This window comes from Piscirickettsia salmonis LF-89 = ATCC VR-1361 (assembly GCF_000297215.2).
Taxonomy (GTDB): domain Bacteria; phylum Pseudomonadota; class Gammaproteobacteria; order Piscirickettsiales; family Piscirickettsiaceae; genus Piscirickettsia; species Piscirickettsia salmonis.
Genome location: NZ_AMFF02000029.1, coordinates 1 through 17180, shown reverse-complemented (window position 1 = coordinate 17180; position 17180 = coordinate 1). Strand labels below are relative to the sequence as shown.

Genomic DNA, 17180 nt, shown 5'->3' with positions numbered 1-17180 from the left:
AAAAACGTGTTGGACCGGAATTTTTCAGCAACAGGCCCTAACCAAAAATATGTTGGTGATATTACCTACATACGGACCCAACAAGGCTGGTTGTACTTGGCTGTTGTGATTGACTTATTCTCACGAAAAGTTGTTGGCTGGGCCATGGAGGATCATATGGAAGCATCACTCGTCAATGATGCTCTGTTGATGGCCTTATGGAAACGAAAGCCTAAAGCTGGGTTAATTTGGCATTCAGATCGCGGAAGCCAATATGCTTCAGAAAGTCATCGTGAGATTCTTAAAGATTATCAAATTAAGCAAAGTATGAGTCGTAAGGGAGACTGCTGGGATAACGCTGTTTCAGAGAGTTTCTTTCATACCTTAAAAACGGAGTTAGTTCATCACATGAATTTTAAAAATCGACAGGAGGCTAAATCAGCGATCTTTGAGTATATCGAAGTTTTTTATAACAGAAAACGCATTCACTCAGCTAATGATTATTTATCACCTGAGGAATACGAGCATAATCAAAAAATCAGTTAAAAATTTGTCTAGAAAAAGGTTGCCAGATCAATTGCATGATAATCTTTTGAGAAATATCCTAGTCGTCTAAAGTGGAATAATCCCATATTATGTTGTGTAACTCGCTCTGCGAGGTAAAGTAGTTGTTTACAGCGCTCTTCACTATTTGTTTTATCGATCAGACCTTTTATTGACTGTAGTTTAAAAAGCTTTTCTTTGGTAGAGCTTGGGCGTAAGTTTAGCATTGCATTGTTGATTGCATGATGTGCTACTTGCTTGTACTGCTCAAGATCAGTGGTGGGTAATTTATAGTGTTGCTTTAAATGATCTTTTTGTTGGCTTACTGATGCATTAATGAGCTTATTTAGGTCTTGGTGATTTAATTGATTATCTATTATTTTAAATTGACTGTTATATTGCTTATAGTGTTTATATTCTAGTGCTAATAATACTAATTCTTGTTTAGTTTTGCACTGAAGAGCTTGTGCTAATAGTTGTTGAGAGGGTAATTGCTCTTGAAAATCAGACAGACTGAGTCCAGTAATCAGGGAAAGATAACTATTTTGGTAGGCCCAATTAAGTAGATTATGGTATTTATTGTTAGGGTCTGTTAATGCTTGCAAAAATGTAGCGCTGCCGTTGCTATTATGCATAAAGTAGTGGTAGGTATCATAGAGCACAGAATGGCTGTATGGAACGCTCACTTCGGGGTTGATGATTGTCGTAATATCTTGAAAGCATCGCTTTTCTTTACTAAAGAGTCGGTTGCTAGCATTACCAAAGTGCCGCCATGTCGAGTCTGTTTGTTTCTTTGTTGGGAAGTTTTTCCCAGTAATGATTTTAAATGTTTCACACCCGGCTGGGAAACAGCGTTCTTCTTGGTGATATTCTGGGTAAGCAATTGTTTGATGGCAGGCTTGGCTAAATCGCACAGAGGCTTTAACTTTATCTGGGATAAGTAACGGCCGGTTATTTGCGAAATTTCTATCGAAGAGCAGAGGTAATTGGGGCTTAAAAAGAGTGCGAGGCTCTTCTACGGCATAATGTAGGAAGAGCTCTTCTGTAAACGACCCAATTCTGATAGGTTCAACTGATGCCAAATAATTCCTATAAGATGGGCGATTAATCGATGCTTCTAGTTTGCCGTAATCCATATCGGCTACGGGGTCAATCGTGTGCACCTGACCAATTGAAATCTGCTCTGATGTAAAGCCCATGCTGGCCAGTATTTCAGATAACGTGCTGGTAAACGCAATTGCTGTCACAGCCCCTCGGCTATATGAGGCAGGAATATTTATGATTATTTTTTCGCTCGGATGTTTTGCGAGATTTTCAGTAATTAGGTTGACTGTTGCGAGTAATGCAAGTTGTAGGCTATGTTTCCAACCACCACCGTGAATTTGGGACCATAGCGTTGATTGGTGTCTGGATAGGTATGCTTCGCTGATATTGCTTGGGTTATAGTTTCTGCCGGGTTGAAACTGGTTGCGCCCTTCGTAAATCGAGTCCCCTGAAACCGGGCCAGAGAAGTAGAGTTTGCAATGTTTAGATTGATAAGGGGCTGTGTTACTGTTGCTGAGTAAATTGCTATAGTCGGAGGGGTCAAAAAAAACATCTTCTGCTTTATTTTGGACAAATGCATGCCCAACAACACTTCTTCCATAAATTCTTTCGTTGGAACCATTCAGAGACACGCCTGTACCATCAAAATATATATCTAAACGCATAATCCATCTTCATACTTTTAAATTTTTGAAGTTATCTTAAAGCCTATCTATTTAGCGAGAGAGATAATTCTATTATTTTACAACGGTGTTTTATTATTATCTGATTCTATTAATAAATTCAGTATTATCATTAATAATTAAATAGATCAATATATTTTTATGTATTTTTATTAATTTGAATGGACATAAAATAGAGTGTTAGGCCAGGGATAAAGCCTGTTGTGTTTATAGTTTGCGAAATTTATATGACTTATTGAGCTTGCGTGTATATTATAATTTAATATAATTAAGTAAATTTTATTTTGTATAATTAAAATTATTTAGCAATGTTTTAATTGTTGTTGGTAACGCTTTGCAATTGCTGCAACTTTATTAGCCGTTTTTTTGGCGGATGTTGGTACTCGCCGATGGTATAGGCCCAGTTGATAGTAAAGATAAAGTTGCTGTGTATTGTAACGGCTTATTTTACGTAGCTTAATGATTTTATTGAAATACCAGCCAATAAAGTCGATAGAGTGATGAAAGTTTTCGCGACTGGCATGGGCAATTTTTCGAGATTTTTTGTAATCTGCCCAGGTAACATTGGTTGCTTGAGCAAAGCCATAGGCACTCGACGTTTTAGATTTAACATGAGAGCGAAAGCGAGATTCTTGGTAAATGGTTGCCATGAGGATATTCACCGGTATTTTCCAGTGCCGACTTGTCTTATATGCGCTGTTTTTCCAAGTTGGGTGTTTTTTGAAAATCCAGCAAATATCTTCTAATTTTTCAGTGCGTTTTGTTTTGGCGTGACTATTTTTAAAGGAAAATATAATTAAAAAAATAATAAAGACTATTGTTAGAAATTGTTTGAATTTTATAGTAAACAAGAAAACATCCTTAATTTAAATTATCAACTCATCTTAATAGCTTACCTTAAGCAAGGCTAATATTATTGAGGTTTTTTAAAAAAAGGCAAGTGAATAAATTTTTTTTACAAAGTGGTTTATCCTGTGATTAAGAATTTAAGGTGTTTTCTGGTTGTTGTATTGGACTGTTCGTTGTGCTTATATTTTCTGCTGGCGGATCAGCTTTACTTATGCGCATTAAAAGACCAAAGGCTGGATTATCAAAGTAGTGAATTTGATTAAATTTTAAGCTGCGATATTCATTGATATCGTATTCAACGAGCTGGTCTTTGGTATTTAGTAAGCGGAAGGCAAAGTGTATATGGGTGTTGAAAGTGCGTTTTTTTTTGATCCGTAAACTGCCTTCTAGTTGCCACAGTGGCCCTTTTAACACGATGATTTCTTTTTTAGCAATAGCAATTGGAGTGAGGTTCTCGCCGGTTTCTATAATAAACGGGCGTTTTTGAGCATCACTTTGTCGCCATGCGCTTTGAAAAAGAAGGTGATATTGATCAGGGCGTTTAGCGATATGTTGGGTGTTTTCTTTAAATGCGTCATCAGCAGGCAGAGATGACCAATATGGACTTGCTGTGTCCAGAGAGTGATCGAGGTAGCTATTAAGATGAATCGCATTTTTAGGAGGAGTTAATGGCACGACATGTTGGCCTTGCTCGTCAGGTTTTCCTTTATGCTCAAAAACTAATAGCTCGACTTTATACCAGTTATTTTCTTGGGTTGGTTTTTGAGCGTGAGCAGTGTGAAAAACAGAGAACAGAGCCATTGGCAACAGAAAAAAGACAAAACCAGGATATTTTTGTTGTTTTCTTTGCTTGCTCATGATCGTTATCCTTTATTTTAATAGTACACCGCTATTTTGTTTATAGTTAGCACATACTTTTATTCAGTCAGTTGTTTAAGTAAGTTTTCAATGGTTGTTAGACGCAGATCATGATCGGCCATATTTATTTTAAACTTTAGTCGATCTGCACCTTCTAAGCGATAAATATGTGCCTGCTTTTGTATGAGTGAAATAAGTGTTGTGGTATTGATCTTTGGCTCTTTATCAAAAATTACACGGCCTTGCGTTGCATTCGCTTCAATTTTGTTAATACCAAGTGCTTGAGCTTGTAGCTTTAAACGCGTAACGGCAAAAAGAGTATGGCAAGGCTTGCTAAGCAGACCAAAACGATCGATCATTTCCACTTGCAAATGGTCGAGTGCTTGATTATTCTCAGCGTTAGCAATGCGCTTGTATAGGGTTAAGCGCATATGGACATCAGGGATATAATCATCAGGGATGAGTGCTGGAATATTAAGATTAATTTCTGTTTGTTCTGTGAGATTATCATCTAGATTCAAGGTTTTGCCTTGCTTCATAGCGTTTACTGCGCGATTAAGTATCTCCATATAAAGGTTATAACCTACAGACTGGATATGGCCGCTTTGACCTTCACCTAAAATTTCACCCGCACCACGGATCTCTAAATCATGGGTGGCGAGAATAAAGCCAGCGCCTAATGTATCGGCTGCGGCGAGTGCTTCTAAGCGCTTTTTAGCATCACTCGTCATTGACTTTGGGTGTGGGGTAAGTAGGTATGCATAGGCCTGATGATGAGAACGGCCGACGCGGCCCCGCAATTGGTGCAATTGAGCAAGACCCAGATGATCAGCGCGGTCAATAATAATGGTATTTGCTGAGGGAATATCAATGCCCGTTTCAATAATGGTCGTACAGATGAGCACATTAAACCGGTGATGATAAAAATCACTCATGGTTTTTTCAAGTTCACGTTCGCGCATTTGCCCATGGGCAGTATAGACTTTGGCTTCAGGGACAAGCTCACGTATTTCAGTGGCAATACGATCAATGCTTTCAACTTTATTATGTAAAATATAGACCTGGCCACCACGCAGAATTTCCCGCAAAATCGCCTCACGAATGAGGCTATCTTGACGTTCACGAATAAAGGTTTTTACAGCTAAACGCTTGGCTGGAGGTGTTGCAATAATCGACATATCACGAATGCCGGCCATGGACATATTCAGTGTCCGTGGAATTGGCGTTGCCGTGAGGGCTAAAATATCAACATTATGGCGTATTTTTTTTAAGCGCTCTTTTTGACGAACACCAAAGCGATGCTCCTCATCAATAATTAATAGCCCCAACTGTTTAAACTGAATGCCTTCACTCAGTAATTTATGTGTGCCAATAATAATATCGATTTGGCCTTGTTCAATTTGTTTAATAATATCTTGAGATTTGGAGGATTGAAAACGTGAGAGTATACCGATTTTCATGGGCCAGTTGGCAAAACGATCACTAAAGCTCTGGTAGTGCTGTTGAGCAAGTAAGGTGGTTGGGACAAGAACAGCGACTTGCTTACCATGATTGGCGGCTTGAAAGGCGGCACGCATGGCGACCTCTGTTTTACCAAAGCCGACATCGCCACAAATTAAACGATCCATTGGGCGCTTATTGTGCATATCGGCATTGACATGATTAATGGCTTTTTGTTGATCTTCGGTTTCTTCAAAGGCGAACTCATTGGCAAATTGCTGATAGTCATGATCGGGTGTAGGGAAGCTAAAACCACTTTGTGCTTCACGTTTAGCGTAGAGCTCAAGGAGCTCTGCAGCGGTATCACGGGCTTTTTCTATGGCTTTACGACGTGCCTTGTTCCATTGCTCTGTACCTAAATAATGAAGCGTTGGCGCTGACTCTGCTGCGCCGCTATAGCGGTTAATCAGCTGTAAAGACGTCACTGGTACATAGAGTTTAGCCTCATTGGCATACTCGAGTGTTAAATACTCCGCTGGTTGGCCATCAGTTTCAATGATTTGTAGACCTAAGTAGCGGCCGATGCCATGGTCAATATGGACAACAGCATCACCAATCTTAAGTTCGGTAAGGTTTTTAATGATGCTGTCTGGGTCAATAACACGACGGGCGTGTTGACGTTGTGGGGTCGTATGTTGGCCAAATAAAGCACTTTCGGTAATGATCGTAATACCAAGCTCAGGTAGACTGACGCTTTCTGCTAATGGCTGTACGGTAATCGCAAAGTTATCTGTGTTATCTTTATTAGTATAAAAGCCTTGCCATGAGGCAACTGCGTGTGGCTTTAGTTGGTGTTGTTTTAGTTGTTCGAGTAAGATCTCTTTGCGGCCGATGCTATCGGCACAGAGTAAAATACGTTGATTGTCGCTAGAGCTAGAGTCAGTCTGTTCTTGAATAAACGTTTTAAAATTTGTTAATGGAAATTGCAAGGATGGATTGGCTGCAATATTGGGAAGGGTTTTTGTAAGAAAATTATAACGTCCGGCGGATTCTTGTAATGGCTCACTTTGAACATGCAGGCGTGGAAAGTTTTTTAATTGGTTAAAAAAAGTACTTTCATCTAGGCAGATTTCATTGGGTTTTAATAATGGATACTCGATGTCATGGCTGTATTGGTCAAAGCGATTGGATAATTCCTGCCAGTATTGCTTGATTGATTTTTGTAAATTGCCGCTGGTAATAATGAGAGTACTATCTGCTAAATAATGAAACAGGCTTGCAGTTTCTTTGAAAAAAAGGGGTAGATAATATTCGATACCCGCGGGGAGGTAGCCTTGGCTTAAATCTTGATAAGGGAGGTGGCGGTTTAAATCACCACTAATAAAACGTTCGCGCCACTGGTTGCGAAACAATCGTTTGGCTGCATCATCAAAAGGGTGTTCATAGGCTGGCAGTAATTGAATCTGAGTCACTTTATCGATAGAGCGTTGTGTTTCACTATCAAATCTGCGGATGCTATCGACTTCATCATCAAAAAAATCAATGCGAAAGGGGGTCTGTGCACCCATTGGAAAAATATCGAGTAAAGCGCCACGTGAGACAAATTCACCATGTTCGACGACTTGCTCAACATGACGATAGCCTGCTTTTGCCAGCTCCAGGCGAAAATTTTCTAGGGATATTTTATCGCCAACATGCATCAGCAAGGTTGATTTTAATAAAATATCAACAGGCGCAATATAATGCAAAACGGCATTAATAGAAGTGATGCAATGCGTATTTTCTTGATATTTTAAGTCATACAGTGTTTTTAATCGCTGTGAGCGAATGCCTTCTGAGGCAGAAAAGCGGTCATAGGGTAGGGTTTCCCAGTCGGGGAAATAGTGTAAGTTTGGTTTGTTTGCATTCTGGCTATCTTGAAAAAATGGAATTTCACGGGCGAGCTGATCTGCCATTAAGCTGTCTTCGGCAATGATTAGCGCAGGGCCAGTATCATGTTGTTGGAGGGCTTCAGCGATGAGCAGTGCGGTTGCTGCGCCAGCTGCATTGCCATAGGCTTTAACGAGGCCTTTTTTTTGCGGTAAAGATAAAGAAGAGATGATTTGTTTATTTTTCATGATTAATTTCTGAGTCTTGAAGTCTTGTTAGCAAATGACTACACCGTTGTACTTTTGTTAATGTGAGATGTCAACCTCTATATCTTGCAGCCAAGGTGTTAGTGTTTCCTTAAATTGAGGGAGTGTTGCTTGAGGTTGGTTGGGATATTGCAAAGCCAAGCGGCCAAGGTGTGCGAGTAGACGATAGAATTGATACGCACTGATGGTTTCTTGCTGTGGTTGAAATTGCATTGCCACTGTATGTTGGCCAGAGATTAGGCTAACTAATGCTTGATTATAATGGGCTTTGCTTTTTTCTGGAACCAATGCGTTGATGAGCGTTTGAGTTTGCTTTAAGTGTGTTTTTTGTATTGGAGTGTGCTTAGGTTCTGACTCTAGTGCCGGAAAAGTGACTTTTGCGAGTATAAGACGACCATTATTATTAGGATTTAAGGCAGGTGGCTGGCCATAGCTAAATCGAGGAGGGGCTGGATAAACTTGACGGATAGATGCATTGATGAGTTCTTGGTCACCACGGCGGAAGGTAAATTGATTGGTTTCGTTGTTTTTATATAAATCAAACTGGCCAATAAATTCACTGTTGTCAATCGTTCGATCTATATAATGAAAGAGTGATTTTTGTAGCATCGCCGGGGGAGTAAAGTTTGGAATTCGTACTGTGACAGAATATTGTTCAAGCTGACTGGCGGCGGCGCCATGCAAAAAGTCACTCAATAAGGTGTTAATATTGCTGGTATTGTGTGAGTGTTGAAAATGAAAGTGAGTTAAACGCTCTTGCGAGCGGTAATAGTTTGCTCCATCAAGGGTGATTTGATTGATTAATTCGGCGTGTTGGCTGTTGGCATCGTAACTAAAACGGCTATAAAAATAGGGTGATTTGTTATTAAGATAATTTGCTAGCTGATGAAAGAAGCCGTAATGCAATAAGGCAGCGGGTAGGTTTTTATAGTGAAACTTTTGACTAAAGTGAACATCTTCAAAGGCGAGCTTTAAGTACTTTAATTCGTGTTGCGGAGTCAATTTTGCTGAAATCAATGAAAGTTGGCCAATAATGAGCGGGTTATTGGGTTGATCTTTAAAGACAATGACAATATTTTTAATCGCTACGGTATTATTATATAAGGTCAATGGACTGGCTGTGAGTTTAGCGTAATTAATACTTAAAATAGCAGGAGTATCGAGCTTAATACGCTGAATCAACCGCTTGGTTGTTTGCTCAGCAATATGTTCAACATACGCAGTGGTAAAAATATAACTAAGCACTGCGAGAATAAACAGGCTAAAAATGGCTTTGCGTTTAATTACGGGCATTGGCAATGTTGATCCTTTTAACTTAACTATCTATTAGTTTTGGCGTGTTTTAGAACTCACTCAGCGTTTTAGAACGCTGAGTGACTCTAATGGGTTTACTTTTTAATTTTAGTCACGAAAGCGGCGTGTGAGTTCTTCATAGGCATCAATGCGGCGATCGCGTAAAAAAGGCCAGATACGGCGAACTGATTCGCTGCGTTGCAGATCGATGGTTGCAGTGAGTATTTCTTCTTGGTCACTCGAGGCTTGGGCGAGTAACTCACCTTGTGGGCCGGCAACAAAGCTATGACCCCAAAACTGAATACCTGATGCTTGGGTATCAGGAGACGCTTCAAAACCTGTGCGGTTGGTCACCAAAACGGGAAGGCCGTTGGCGATAGCATGGCCTTTTTGCACTTGAGTCCAAGCATTAAGTTGACGTTCTTGTTCTGCTGGCGTGTCGTTTGGATCCCAGCCAATAGCCGTTGGATAAAGTAGTATATCTGCACCGGCGAGTGCCATGAGGCGCGCAGCTTCTGGATACCATTGATCCCAACAGACGAGTACACCCAGTTTGCCAAGCTGGGTCTGAATGGGCTGAAAACCTATGTCTCCTGGGGTAAAATAAAATTTTTCATAAAATCCTGGATCATCAGGAATATGCATTTTACGATAGCGTCCGGCAAGACTGCCATCACTGTCTAAAACAACGGCAGTATTATGATAAAGTCCAATGGCTCGTTTTTCGAATAAAGAGGCAACAATGACAATATTTAATTCTTTGGCAAGTTCCCCTAGGGCCTTGGTACTGGGCCCCGGAATCGTTTCAGCCAGATCAAAGCAGTGAGTATCTTCTGTTTGACAAAAATAGAGTGAGTTATGTAGTTCTTGTAAAAGAATCAGTTGGGCGCCATGGTTTGCGGCACGGCGAATGCTATTTATGCAGTCCGTGAAGTTTTGCTGTAGATCACTTGATTTTTTTTGCTGAATCAAGGCAACCTGAATAGAATCTGCAGTGTGTTCAGTTGTCATGAAATAATCCTTAGAATTAGAAATAATTAAAAATAATCATTTTTACTGTTTGGTTAGATAGGTTTGGCAATTTGCATGGTTAAGCAGTGCAAACTGCCGCCTTGTTCAATAAATGGCCGGCTATCGATCGGAATAATCTTACGGTCTTTAAAACAAGCGGCTAAAGTTTGCAGGGCAATTTGATCCTCTGCTACTCGGTAGGTTGGAACGAGAACCGCATGATTGGTAATTAAAAAGTTTGCATAGCTGCCAGCTAAGCGCTCACCGTTGCTATTATAGCAATGTGGTAAAGGCAAGGGGATAAGCTGATAAGGTTGGCCTTGATAGTCTGTTAGGGCTTTTAGCTCTTGCTCCATGCGGTAAAGCGTATCAAAGTGCTCATCGTTTTCATCCGTGCATTGAATATAGCAAAGGGTATGGGGGTCGCAAAAGCGCGCTAACGTATCGATATGTGCATCGGTATCATCACCGGCCAACTCGCCATGATTCAGCCATAAAATGCGCTTGAAGCCGAGACTTTCTTTGAGCGTGGTTTCTATGGCAGATTGTGATAACTGGGGATTGCGGTTAGGGTTAAGCAAGCAACGACTGGTGGTGAGTAGAGTACCCTGGCCGTCGGTCTCAATGCTGCCACCTTCAAGAATCAAGGTGTGCTCTATGAGTGTATGTGGCCAAAATGCTTGTTGGTGGGCAAGATGGTGATTGATTTGATTATCGAGGTCGCTGGCAAATTTATTACCCCAGGCGTTAAAGCAAAAGTTGATTAGCTGACTAGGAGATTCAGGGTGACTATTGTTTTGTATGGATAAAGGCCCATAATCACGACACCAGGTATCATTACTGGGAATAATATAAAGTGTGACTCGCTCAAGATTAATAGCAAAAGCGCAGAGCTTTTGAGTGACTTCAGTGTGGTGTTCACTGTCATAGCAAATAATAATCAATTGTTGGTAATCACTAATTGCTTTTGCTAAGGCAAGAAAGCTTGGCTCAACATCTGCTAGCTTATCTGCCCAGTCACTATAATGATGTGGCCAGGTGATCATCACCGCTTGTTGTGGCGCCCATTCTGGTATTAATTGGTATGCCATGCGTTTTCCTCTTTAATCCTCGTAATCAATCTTATGCTTATACTTGAGGTCAAAATTATAACGAGGCTTTATTCTTCTGTATATATCGGGTTATTATGCTCTTTGTTTTAATTAGTTGAAGAGTCACTAAAGCTTATGCAATTACCGATACGGCTGGGTTTGCGTTATACGCGTGCTAAGCGTAAGAACCACTTTATTTCTTTTATTTCCCTAGTCTCTACCATCGGCATTGCTCTGGGGGTGGCGGTATTGATTACCGTGCTTTCAGTGATGAACGGCTTTGATGAGCAAATTAAAACGCGTATATTAAGCATGGTCCCACACGTGACGGTATCAAGCTATGGCGAAGGAATCAGTGATTGGTCATTGTGGCGTCAGCGCTTGATCAAATTAAAGCATGTTAAAGGTGTTGCTCCAGTAGTTAATGGCCAGGGCATGTTAAGCGCTAACGGTTCCAATGGTTTTGCGATAATTCAAGGCATTGATCCTGAACTTGAAAAAACGGTATTACCCCTTGCCAGTAAAATGGTTTCGGGCAGGTTAAGTGATTTAAAAGCAGGCCATTATGGTATTGTTCTTGGTCAAAATATGGCTGCAAATTTAGGGGTCGATCTTGGCAGCAAGCTGTTAGTCGTTGTGCCTAGTGCAAGTTTATCACCCGTCGGCTTTTTGCCGCGCTTAAAGCAAGTGACTGTGGTGGGTATCTTTCATGTTGGCTACCAATTTGATAGCTCATATGCACTAATGAACATTAATGATGCTGCGCGTGTTTTTAATATGCCAGGCAAAGTATCAGGGCTACAATTACGTTTAGATAATTTATACTTAGCCCCTCAAGTGGTGAGCGCATTAACAAAGAGTTTGCCTTTGAGTATGACGGCAATGGATTGGACAGCACAAAATCCTAATTTATTCCAGGCGTTGAAAATGGAAAAAACCATGATGTTTTTTATTTTATTGCTGATTATTGCCGTTGCTGTATTTAATATGTTATCTACGCTGGTGATGTTAGTGACGGATAAGCAAGCGGATATTGCCATACTGAGAACCATGGGGATGTCATCTGCTGGGATTATTAATACGTTTATTGTGCAGGGGATGATTACCGGTGGTATGGGCATTATATTGGGTGTGATTGGTGGCGTTGCCCTGGCGTTTAATGTGACGGAAATCGTAAATTTCATTCAAAATTTATTTCATGTGCAATTTTTAAGCTCTAGTGTGTATTACATTGATTTTGTGCCATCAAAAGTTGAATGGACTGATGTGGTGCACATTACCTTAGCAGCTCTTCTTATGAGCTTTATTGCAACTTTATATCCGGCTTGGCGCGCCAGTCGTATTCAACCTGCCGAGGTATTGCGCTATGAATAAAAATAACGAGCAAAATAATCAAGAGATTAATCAGGAGATTGTCTTAAGTTGTACGGGGTTAGGCCGTAGCTTTAATGACGGCAATCGCACGGTGGATGTTTTAAAAGAAGTTAGCCTTGAGGTTAAAGCCGCTGAGTCTGTGGCCGTTATGGGGAGCTCTGGCTCGGGTAAGACCACCTTATTGTATTTACTCGGTGGTTTAGATCAGCCGAATAAAGGAGAGGTCTGTGTGAAAGGCCAACCTTTGCAAAGTTTAAGTCGCAGGCAAACTGAGGTTTGGCGCAATCAGCACTTGGGTTTTATTTACCAGTTGCATCATTTATTACCTGAATTTAGCGCGCTTGAAAATGTGATGATGCCGCTGTGGATACAAAAAAAGCCAACTAAAATGGCAAAAGCACAGGCGCTGGCATTATTAGATCAAGTGGGTTTAAGCCACCGTGCCGGCCATCGGCCTGGTGAGCTTTCAGGCGGTGAACGTCAACGTGTTGCGATTGCACGGGCCTTGGTGACCGAACCGGTTTGTGTTTTAGCCGATGAGCCAACTGGAAATTTAGATCAAGAAACTGCAGCACAGGTCATGGAGGTGATGCAAGCATTAAATCGTGAGCTTCATACCAGTTTTATTGTGGTAACGCATAATATTGAGATTGCGGCAACGATGGATAGAACACTGGTTTTAGACCGAGGAGAGGTTCAATATAAAAAAATAAGGGGCTGACACCTAACATTTGATTTGTTAGGATGTCATATGTACATAAAACACTGTAAATTACCAAGGAATAAGCAAATTGAACTGATGAAATATTTCATTGCAGGTTCAACAGCTAGAACAGCAGCTGATTTGACCGATATTCACCGAAATACAGCCACCCGATTCTTCCATAAATTACGTGAAAAAATTTCTCTAAAACAGCAAAGTCGTAGCAAATCAGAACCATATTAATGGCATAGAGAACTTCTGGAATCAAACAAAGCGGCACATGAGAAAGTTTAACGGAGTGCCTAGACAGCACTTCAATTTCTTCTTAAAAGAAGCAGAGTGGAGATTTAATATGGGGTCGCCAAAAGAACTATTGGCTGACCTTAAAAAGTTGCTTAAAGAACTTTATTAGGTGTCAGCCCCAAAAATAAATAATATTTATGAATCAGATGAATCTCAGATGAATTAAATGATTATCTGGTACTTTAAAAGTAGAGTGATTATACTAGCCTTCTTAATAATTTAGTTAGTCTTGAAAATAATAATGCCATGACATTGCGCGGTCGCTTTTGGGTTTTAATTAGTTTGCTCTCTTGTATTGCAATTGCGGTTGCGGTGCGCTTGGTTTATTTACAATCTATTAATCGACCTTTTTTAGAAAAAGCCTGGCAGACTCAAAGTACACGTTTTATCAATGTCAATGCTTATCGGGGCATGATACTAGATCGTGATGGCGTACCCTTGGCGGTGAGCAGCTTGGTTAACTCTATCGTTTTAGATCCGGTAACCTTATTAAAAAACCCAATTGCAGTTCGGCAGATTGCCAAGCTTGCGCCAGGCAATATCAGTAAAGATGAACTGTGGCGCGTATTGCGTTCACATCAGTCTTTACGCTATTGGTTTTGGCAACGGGATTTGCCACCGTTTATGGTGAAAGACATCTTAGCAGCGAGGGTTGCTGGCGTTTATATTGTACCTTCGTTTAAGCGCTTTTATCCGCAAGGCGCAAGTGTAGCGCAGATTGTTGGATTTACGGGGTTTTCTGGAGAAGGTCGTGATGGCATTGAGCTGCAGCACAATCGCTTATTAATGGATAAAGAAGGTAAAGAAAAAGTACGGGTTAATGGTAAAGGACAAATTATTCAAAAACTTGATCAACTTAAAGCCCCTCACAGTGGTGAGGATGTGCAGTTAAGCATAGACATTCGCTTACAGACGGAAGCGTATAAGGCCTTAGAGAGAGCGGTTGAAGATAATAAAGCGGAATCTGGTACGGTTGTGTTAGTTAATGTACGTACGGGTGAAGTATTGGCGATGGTGAGCGTGCCGAGTTTTAATCCAAATGATTTGAGTGACCGAGTGAGCAGTGGGGTACGAGCCCGCGCGCTAACAGATGTTTTTGAACCTGGATCAACAGTTAAGCCATTGATTATGAGTATGGCCTTAGATAGCAAGCGTTATACACCAACAACATCAATAGATACCTCCCCAGGTTGGTACTATATACAGCATCATCGAGTGCGAGATGATGCAAATTTTGGTCAGTTGACGACAACAGGAGTGCTGAAAAAGTCGAGTAATGTGGGTATTTCAAGGATTGCTTTGTCTTTTCCGCCAGAGAATATTTATAAAACCTATAGTGACTTTGGTTTAGGACAGATGACCGGGGTTAAATTTCCAGGTCAACGTATGGGCTATGTGCCAACGATGTCAAATACGCCAAGCCCATTTGTTTGGGCAACGATGACGTTTGGTTACGCCCTTACAGCAACCCCGTTACAGATTGTTAGGGCCTATGCGGCGATAGCCAATCAAGGCATTGAGTTGCCAATGAGCTTACTAAAACGGGCAAAAGCACCGATTGGCTATCGGGTGATCAAAGAAACCACAGCCAAAGCTATATTAGCTATGTTGCATACTGTCGTTGAGCCAGGAGGGACGGGAATTTTGGCCAATGTGCCTAATTATCAGGTTGTAGGTAAAACGGGGACAGCACATAAAGTTGGACCGAATGGCTTTTATAAAGACAAATTTGATGCCTTTTTCGCAGGGATCGCGCCTTTGAATGATCCACAGTTTGCAGCCGTTGTTTTTATTGATAACCCTCAGAAAGGCCATTTTAGTAAATATGGCGGTGTTTCGGCAGCGCCTGTTTTTTCTCGTGTTATGAGCAAAGCCCTACAGCTTTATAATATAAGGCCCTTTGGTGGAGAACAGGTGGAGCAGTGGAAGCATATGACGCGGGCGCAACTAGAGCGCTTAGTTGCAATTGCCTAAATAAAATCTCATAGTCAAAATATCACTGCAATAAGGGAAAAAGATTGAATCTGTTGTATATAATTTGTTCCAGTGATTTTTTGCTTTTTTAAAATAGATTTAAAAATTCTTTTTTTTCACTATATTACTTTATTTTCTGTCGTTTTTGATTGTTTGGTGGTGGTTTGAATTATTCAGTTATGATAGTATAAATCCTTCTTCAAAAATCAATCTTAAGGTCCCTAATTGCTAATTAATAAAGCTTAAATTTATTAGTTATTAGCATAATATTAGATAAAACCAGTAGGAGTGGCAGTTAACATGAGTGATCAAAACGATGATGTGGTTGAACTGATTAAGAAAGTGAAAACAGAGCAATATGCAAAGAAGATGACAGATGCTTTGCACCGCATGACCTATGAGCAGTTGAATGAATACAGGGAACGACATGGGGATTCGACGGGGAGCATCTTTGAAGCATTGGTCTTTACACAGGTGGGCGCATTAAAAAGTATACTCATTCAATTATTAAAAACATTTGCGATGACGAAAGGACGCTCTATTTCAAAAGATAGTATTGATGATTTTGAAGACATGTTGATGAGTTTTTTTGATGAAGACCTTTGGGATGAGAAGCAAATTCTTACAAAAATCCCCGCGAATCAATTAAATTAACTCTTTATTTGCAATCATAGTCAGAAAATAAGTGAAAGTGCTTGTATTTATTAGAAAGCTATTTGTAGCTTTTGTTAAAATCAACTGAAATATAAACAATTTTTCATGTTAGATGTTAGATGCTAGCTTGATCATGGCTCTACTATTTAATCTTAATGACATTTGTTGGTAAAAAAATAAATGTATTCACTCTGGCTCTGTTAATAAATAATGACGTGTTAAGTCTGCTAGAGAGCGTTTGGTAATGACTTTGGTCGTTCAGATCTACTATTATGTTCTAGTTTAGTAATCAGTTTAGTAATGGTTGGGTAATAGATCGGCTAATGAGGGAAGAGTGAACTAGAGTTTGGCTTTCTGTTATTCTCAGGTTATGCTTTTTATTAGGGAATATTTTATTTTCAAGGAAAGAACAACGATGACAAAAGAGATTAAGCGCATTGCTTATGCAAGCACATATACCCATCAATGCAATATGGTTGAGTTGCTAGAACATCACACCTTTGAAAGTGTTATTTTTTTTACTCGGCCAGATAATTTTAATGGCCATGTATTAAACGCTTTGTTTGAAACGCGTGATTTTATTGTATTATTTGATAACTGCATGCTTAATGCTACACGATTACCACGCAAACCTGAAGCATTTGCTGTGATGGATGCAGTTAAAAAGCATGGGATTGGCAAAGCTTACCTGATTGATACTTTTGTTGAGGAGGTTGGTGAGCTCGAGGCTAACCAAGCGGTGAGTCGTGTGAAGGAATTTGAGGATCAAACAGTGAAGCTTAAGCATGCTGAAGATTTACTTTATCTTTTATCCGGTTTACAGGAACCTGCTGAAGCTCTGGTTTTAGAGTACCATGAATTTTGTCTGCCTGTTGATGAGCAACAAAAAGTCAATGAAGAAGTTGTTTCTGATTGATTCAAAAGCAAGAATGTAAATCGTGCAGGTTGATACTGTAGTTAACCTGCATATTTTAGTTAAGAGACAACCTTGCTAAACCCAAATGTATTGTAAATTATTAGGGTAAATGACTGTCGATTGAGTAAGTGATTGACTTGATATACCTAAATATAGCTAATTGAGCCTTTTTATAAAGGCTCATCGATATTATGGTTTCGTTAGGGCTCTTTAAAAGTAATGTTATGCAATGTTTTGGCTTATTTTGATAAAAAAATATGCAAATGCCAGAAATTTTTATCTATTTGGTCAAGCTAATATCAACTGACTGCAGACGCTGCGAGCCATGGA

General features: G+C 40.1%; 14 protein-coding genes and 1 pseudogene. 8 read left to right on the top strand and 7 right to left on the bottom strand.

Annotated elements, in window-relative coordinates; all coding sequences use genetic code 11:
- The coding region (locus C200_RS04245) for an IS3 family transposase (protein WP_033923675.1) at positions 1-525 on the top strand (525 nt) is incomplete at its 5' end.
- A gap of 8 nt (positions 526-533) precedes the next feature.
- On the opposite strand, the gene C200_RS04240 is transcribed toward C200_RS04245, so the two are convergent.
- The 7 genes from C200_RS04240 to C200_RS04210 form a co-directional block, all read right to left on the bottom strand.
- Complete coding sequence (locus C200_RS04240; protein WP_016210508.1) at positions 534-2231, bottom strand: hypothetical protein; 1698 nt, start codon at positions 2229-2231, stop codon at positions 534-536.
- 320 nt (positions 2232-2551) lie between these two features.
- Entirely contained in the window at positions 2552-3100 is a 549-nt protein-coding gene (locus tag C200_RS04235) for a transglycosylase SLT domain-containing protein (RefSeq protein ID WP_016210507.1), read from the bottom strand.
- 127 nt (positions 3101-3227) lie between these two features.
- The gene (locus C200_RS04230; protein ID WP_075273576.1) at positions 3228-3956 is read right to left on the bottom strand and encodes a CsiV family protein; all 729 of its coding nucleotides are present in this window, start codon (positions 3954-3956) and stop codon (positions 3228-3230) included.
- Between the two features lie 59 nt (positions 3957-4015).
- Complete coding sequence (gene mfd / locus C200_RS04225) at positions 4016-7513, bottom strand: transcription-repair coupling factor (RefSeq protein ID WP_016210509.1); 3498 nt, start codon at positions 7511-7513, stop codon at positions 4016-4018.
- Between the two features lie 57 nt (positions 7514-7570).
- Positions 7571-8824 (bottom strand): hypothetical protein, encoded by a 1254-nt coding sequence (locus tag C200_RS04220; RefSeq protein ID WP_016210514.1) that lies wholly within the window; start codon positions 8822-8824, stop codon positions 7571-7573.
- Positions 8825-8932: 108 nt separating this feature from the next.
- Positions 8933-9835: a carbon-nitrogen hydrolase gene (locus C200_RS04215; RefSeq protein WP_016210515.1), complete on the bottom strand. Its 903-nt coding sequence runs from the start codon at positions 9833-9835 to the stop codon at positions 8933-8935.
- A gap of 53 nt (positions 9836-9888) precedes the next feature.
- On the bottom strand, positions 9889-10926 hold the full coding sequence (locus C200_RS04210; RefSeq protein WP_016210512.1) for an agmatine deiminase family protein: 1038 nt from the start codon (positions 10924-10926) through the stop codon (positions 9889-9891).
- A 135-nt stretch (positions 10927-11061) separates the two neighbouring features.
- On the opposite strand from C200_RS04210, the gene C200_RS04205 reads away from it, so the two are divergent.
- From C200_RS04205 to C200_RS04175, 7 genes and pseudogenes are all read left to right on the top strand, one after another.
- On the top strand, positions 11062-12300 hold the full coding sequence (locus C200_RS04205) for a lipoprotein-releasing ABC transporter permease subunit (RefSeq protein WP_016210506.1): 1239 nt from the start codon (positions 11062-11064) through the stop codon (positions 12298-12300).
- Positions 12293-13021, top strand: a complete 729-nt coding sequence (gene lolD / locus C200_RS04200) for a lipoprotein-releasing ABC transporter ATP-binding protein LolD (protein WP_016210510.1) — start codon at positions 12293-12295, stop codon at positions 13019-13021. The genes C200_RS04205 and lolD overlap by 8 nt, the downstream gene beginning before the upstream one ends.
- Positions 13022-13051: 30 nt before the next feature.
- Positions 13052-13246, top strand: coding sequence for a hypothetical protein (locus tag C200_RS16850; protein WP_033923674.1), 195 nt, complete (start codon positions 13052-13054; stop codon positions 13244-13246).
- Positions 13233-13415: pseudogene (locus C200_RS16665) on the top strand (IS1595 family transposase); the annotation flags it as partial. The gene C200_RS16850 and the pseudogene C200_RS16665, both read left to right, overlap by 14 nt.
- A 137-nt stretch (positions 13416-13552) precedes the next feature.
- The gene (locus C200_RS04185) at positions 13553-15280 is read left to right on the top strand and encodes a peptidoglycan D,D-transpeptidase FtsI family protein (RefSeq protein ID WP_016211831.1); all 1728 of its coding nucleotides are present in this window, start codon (positions 13553-13555) and stop codon (positions 15278-15280) included.
- A gap of 300 nt (positions 15281-15580) precedes the next feature.
- Positions 15581-15934 (top strand): hypothetical protein, encoded by a 354-nt coding sequence (locus C200_RS04180; protein WP_016211829.1) that lies wholly within the window; start codon positions 15581-15583, stop codon positions 15932-15934.
- Between the two features lie 415 nt (positions 15935-16349).
- Positions 16350-16850, top strand: coding sequence for a hypothetical protein (locus C200_RS04175; RefSeq protein WP_016211833.1), 501 nt, complete (start codon positions 16350-16352; stop codon positions 16848-16850).
- Positions 16851-17180 lie beyond the last annotated feature (330 nt).

What these genes read in the sequence shown, in the direction of transcription:
- C200_RS04240 (WP_016210508.1), bottom strand. Translation starts at nt 2,231, where the DNA reads ATGCGTTTAGATATATATTTTGATGGTACAGGCGTGTCTCTGAATGGT.
- C200_RS04230 (WP_075273576.1), bottom strand. Translation starts at nt 3,956, where the DNA reads ATGAGCAAGCAAAGAAAACAACAAAAATATCCTGGTTTTGTCTTTTTT.
- mfd (WP_016210509.1), bottom strand. Translation starts at nt 7,513, where the DNA reads ATGAAAAATAAACAAATCATCTCTTCTTTATCTTTACCGCAAAAAAAA.
- C200_RS04220 (WP_016210514.1), bottom strand. Translation starts at nt 8,824, where the DNA reads ATGCCCGTAATTAAACGCAAAGCCATTTTTAGCCTGTTTATTCTCGCA.
- C200_RS04215 (WP_016210515.1), bottom strand. Translation starts at nt 9,835, where the DNA reads ATGACAACTGAACACACTGCAGATTCTATTCAGGTTGCCTTGATTCAG.
- C200_RS04210 (WP_016210512.1), bottom strand. Translation starts at nt 10,926, where the DNA reads ATGGCATACCAATTAATACCAGAATGGGCGCCACAACAAGCGGTGATG.
- C200_RS04205 (WP_016210506.1), top strand. Translation starts at nt 11,062, where the DNA reads ATGCAATTACCGATACGGCTGGGTTTGCGTTATACGCGTGCTAAGCGT.
- lolD (WP_016210510.1), top strand. Translation starts at nt 12,293, where the DNA reads ATGAATAAAAATAACGAGCAAAATAATCAAGAGATTAATCAGGAGATT.
- C200_RS16850 (WP_033923674.1), top strand. Translation starts at nt 13,052, where the DNA reads ATGTACATAAAACACTGTAAATTACCAAGGAATAAGCAAATTGAACTG.
- C200_RS04185 (WP_016211831.1), top strand. Translation starts at nt 13,553, where the DNA reads ATGACATTGCGCGGTCGCTTTTGGGTTTTAATTAGTTTGCTCTCTTGT.
- C200_RS04180 (WP_016211829.1), top strand. Translation starts at nt 15,581, where the DNA reads ATGAGTGATCAAAACGATGATGTGGTTGAACTGATTAAGAAAGTGAAA.
- C200_RS04175 (WP_016211833.1), top strand. Translation starts at nt 16,350, where the DNA reads ATGACAAAAGAGATTAAGCGCATTGCTTATGCAAGCACATATACCCAT.